The 3,582-nt window shown below is 69.1% G+C and carries 5 protein-coding genes; 3 read left to right on the top strand and 2 right to left on the bottom strand.

Going from position 1 to position 3,582, the window contains the following annotated elements:
* The 3 genes from AC08OX_RS15950 to AC08OX_RS15940 all read left to right on the top strand — a co-directional run.
* Positions 1–764: IS66 family transposase (locus AC08OX_RS15950; RefSeq protein WP_476608544.1), on the top strand; the 764-nt coding region annotated here is incomplete at its 5' end.
* Between the two features lie 122 nt (positions 765–886).
* Entirely contained in the window at positions 887–1,360 is a 474-nt protein-coding gene (locus tag AC08OX_RS15945) for a cytochrome P450 (protein WP_476608543.1), read from the top strand.
* An 83-nt stretch (positions 1,361–1,443) separates the two neighbouring features.
* Positions 1,444–2,133, top strand: a complete 690-nt coding sequence (locus tag AC08OX_RS15940; protein ID WP_476608542.1) for a Clp protease N-terminal domain-containing protein — start codon at positions 1,444–1,446, stop codon at positions 2,131–2,133.
* Between the two features lie 546 nt (positions 2,134–2,679).
* Here AC08OX_RS15940 and AC08OX_RS15935 read toward each other — a convergent pair.
* Positions 2,680–3,147 (bottom strand): PIN domain-containing protein, encoded by a 468-nt coding sequence (locus AC08OX_RS15935; RefSeq protein WP_476608541.1) that lies wholly within the window; start codon positions 3,145–3,147, stop codon positions 2,680–2,682.
* The gene (locus AC08OX_RS15930; protein ID WP_476608540.1) at positions 3,137–3,403 is read right to left on the bottom strand and encodes a type II toxin-antitoxin system Phd/YefM family antitoxin; all 267 of its coding nucleotides are present in this window, start codon (positions 3,401–3,403) and stop codon (positions 3,137–3,139) included. Before AC08OX_RS15930 ends, AC08OX_RS15935 begins: the two co-directional genes overlap by 11 nt.
* Positions 3,404–3,582: the final 179 nt, after the last annotated feature.

Here is a 3,582-nt window from a genome sequence, read left to right as displayed (position 1 = left end):
CGGTCACCCAGTACGACCAGCACGCGGTGCGCTGCCGGTGCGGAAAGGTCCACACCGCGCCCCGCCCGGACGGGGCGCGGCCTGGGCCGGTCGGCTACGGGCCGAACCTGATGGCCTGGTGCGTCTACCTGATGGTCGTCCATCACCTCCCGGTCGCCCGCGTCGTCGAGTTGCTCACGTCGCTGACGGGCGCGGCGCCGTCCGCCGGGTTCGTCCACTGTCTGATCAGCCGGACGGCGGCAGGGCTCGCCGGGGCCGACGCGCGGATCCGCGCGCTGATCTGCCTGGCCGCCATCGTCGTGATGGACGAGACCCCGCTGCGCGTCGGACCGCGCCTACCCCGGCCCGGCCGCAAGAAAGCCGAGAAGTACCTGCTTGTCGCCGCCACCGCGCTCTACACCCGCTTCGAGCTCGGGGACCGGGACCTGGCCACCTTCAAGGCCTCCGTCCTCCTCGACCTCGCCCGGGCCGGCGCGACCGTCGTCCACGACCGCTACCACCTCTATGACCACCCCGCGTTCGCCGCCGGCGGCGACCCCGCGGACCGCGACATCCCCGACAGCGCGGACCACGAACCAGACGAGGCTGTCTTCGCCGGCCTGCTCCACCAGGTCTGCACCGCCCACCTGCAACGCGACCTGACCGGCGCGGCCGAGGTCCACCCGGACGAGACCTGGCCCGAGCAGATCGCCGAGGCGCTGCGCGGCCTGGTCCACCACACCAACCTCGCCCGCCACGACGCCGCCCTCCCCGCACCGACCTGACCCAGCCCACAACCCACGCGTGACCGGAGGCGCCACCCGCCGACCGGCCATCACTCGATGCCACGGAATCCCGCCGCCAGCACACGGCCTGAACGTTTACCGTTCACAACTCGGTGTCCACGATGATCTCGCTGGGCGTGCTCACCCTGCTGAACCATCCCGAGGAGCGGGCGACGCTGCTCGCCCACCCGGAGCGGCTGAGCGTCGCGGTGGACGAGATGCTGCGGTTCTTCTCGGTCAACGACGGCACCCCGATGCGGCTGGCGACGGACGACGTGCTGATCGGCGACGCGTTGGTCAAGGCGGGTGACGGCCTGGCAGTGCCGACGTTGCCCGTAAACCGCGACCCGTCGGTATGCCCGCATCCCCATCAGCTCAACCTCATGCGGGAACAGCCGGTCAGGCACATGGCGTTCGGTCACGGACCGCACCAGTACCCGGCGAATCACCTGGTGCCGGATCTGCTGGAGATCGTCTACACGACACTGTTCGAGCGGGCTCCCACGCTCGCGCTGGCGGTGCCCGAGGCGGAGCTGACGCACAAGTACCACTCGATCCAGGCGTTCGGTCCGGCCGAAATGCCGATCACCTGGTAGGAGCGCCGGCGGTCGGGCGTCTCGACGGCGGACCGTCAGCTCCTGTTTGACGCCAGCGACGTAGACAACCTAAGGTTGACGACATGACCCAGACTACTCCGCCAGTCAGGCTCGACGACCTGATCACAGCGATCACCAAGACCAACACCGACGCCCTCGACAATCTGGCCGACGCGGTGCAGATGGCTGACCAGATCGGCGAGATCGCCGATCACCTGATCGGTCACTTCGTCGACAGGGCCCGTCGTTCCGGGGCGTCCTGGACCGACATCGGCCGCAGGATGGGCGTCACCAAGCAGGCCGCGCAGAAACGGTTCGTCGGCAAGCCCGCCGCCGCTCCGGCTCACACTTTCGAAAAGCTCACCAAGCTCGCCCACAACGCGGTCGTCGCGAGCATGAACGAGGCCAAGCTGGCAGGCAACGCCGAGATCGTACCCGCGCACCTGATCCTCGGCCTGCTCAGCACCGACGGCACCGCGGTCGCCGCGTTGCGGGCGCAGGGTGTCGACCTCGGCCAGGCGCGAGACACGGTTGCGGCGACCCTGCCGGCGCGCAACGACACCGATCCGGTGATGATTCCGTACGACGCCCGCGCGAAGAAGGCGCTCGAACTGACGTTCCGGATAGCCCTACGGCTCGGCGACGACGGTGTGGGCACCGGCCACGTTCTGCTGGGATTGTTGGAGGAGGAGAACGGCGCCGGGGCGCTGCACTCGCTCGGGGTCGACGCGGCAACGGCCGAGCGGTTCGTCGCGGACGCCGCCGACGAATAGCCCGTCACCCGGTAAAACGACCACACGGAACCGCCTGGCGAGGTGAAATCCTACACCTCGCCAGGCGGTTCGCCGTGAACTGCCCCGGGTTCGATGTCGCCTCGGCCTGGAGGGTCGAGGCGTGTCACGCCCTTCCCGTACCCGTGCATTCGGAGTGATGCGATGGCTATCGAGGGCTTCGCCCCGGCGCAGAACGCGTACGACTGGTCCGAGACGCCGGGAGCGCCAGCAGGGGCGGGGTCGAACCGCCGACCTTCCGCTTTTCAGGCCGAACCGACCGTGATGTCAGCGTCCGTGGACATGTGCTGCCGTGTGTGGAAGGCCGTCGACGTGCGCGCCGGTTCGCCGGCGTTGCTACACCCGTTGCTACACCTCCCCATGATCGCTGCGCTGCCCCAGACTGTCGCGCTGGGCTTACCGGGTTGATCGTGTCGTCATGGTCGGTCTGGGGTTCCCGGATCCGGCTGGCCAGATCGGGGTGCGGCCCGTGACACCCGAAAACGTCCGCCATCGACGCATGGCAGCAGCCTCGCCGCCCCGGCTGGGTTAGGGCTTTTTCTCGTGGGGTACAGGCGGCCTCGTGACCGGGACGACGCGCAAAAGTCTTTCCAGGCCGGTGTAGTCGCCGGGGTTGGTGGTGAACAGTGGAAGGTCCTCCGCGACCGCCGTGGCGGCGATCATCAGGTCGGCGGTCCGGCGGCGCGGTTTGCGGCCCGCGGCAACGACGGCCGCGGACAGTCGGCCGTAGACCCGCGCCGCCTCGGCGTCGAACGGGATCGGGTCGAACTCGTTCTCGGCACGTTGGAGGATCTCCATGCGCCGTGCCCGTTCCTCATGCTCGTCGTACAGGTCCTGCTCGTCGTTACGGCGGACCTGGTGCGGCCCGGCGGACAGCTCCGCCAGCGTCACCACGCTGATCGCCATCTCGTCCGGAAGCTCGGCGACGTCGACCCAGCGGCGCAGGATCAGGATGTTGGTGTCCAGCAGGCCCTGCCGGACGGGCTCACTGGTCATAGGCATCCGTCGCCTCGTGGTCGGCCGCGGCCTCCTGGTCGGCGCGGAACGCCTCCAGGCCGGTGTCAGGTGCGTTGCGCGACATCGCGGCGAACTCCTGCCGCGAGACGAACCGGCGCCGGCGCCGGAGCGGGACGAGCTGCCCGATCCGGTGACCATCCCGAGTGACCGTGAACGACTGCCCATGCTCGACGGCGTCCATGATCTCCCGCGACCTCGACCGCAGATCCCGCTGCGTGATCTCAGGAGTACTCACCCCGACAGCGTAGCACCCGGTGCTACAGCGTGCCGCGACGAAGATCCAGAGTCTGGCCAGGCGATGTTGACCGCCCGGCTTCGCCATACCGCCGTGTGCCTGCGGTCGCCTCCCAGGGCCGCGCAGAGATCACGCTACGTTGTGATCGGTGACGTTTTGTAGACGTGCTGTGGGGTGAC

It is taken from the genome of Frankia sp. CoBUL1, from assembly GCF_978021245.1.
This window is presented reverse-complemented; position numbering and strand designations above follow the sequence as displayed.